Annotated in this window: 1 protein-coding gene; it reads left to right on the top strand. The window is 33.7% G+C overall.

Annotated features, from left to right (window positions below; all coding sequences use genetic code 11):
• The coding region (locus ACX6CF_RS27230) for a hypothetical protein (RefSeq protein WP_458788498.1) at positions 1–249 on the top strand (249 nt) is incomplete at both ends.

Genomic DNA, 249 nt, shown 5'->3' on the forward strand with positions numbered 1-249 from the left:
ATATTCAGCTGGGGAGACAAAACTGAAAATCAAGAGAGTATAAATCCTATTGAAGTAAATGAACAATCTTTGAGTGATAGTGATACAGATACTGAAGAAACTAACGTGAATGACACTGATAGTAATGCTAATGATGACTCTAATAATATCACACCAGAATCTGATGTAGATGAAAGTACGGAACCAGAGAAAAAGAAGGATAAGCCTAAACCTAAGCCAAAACCTAAAGCAATAGCCATAATTAAGATT

The sequence above is a fragment of the Vallitalea sediminicola genome (assembly GCF_054408565.1).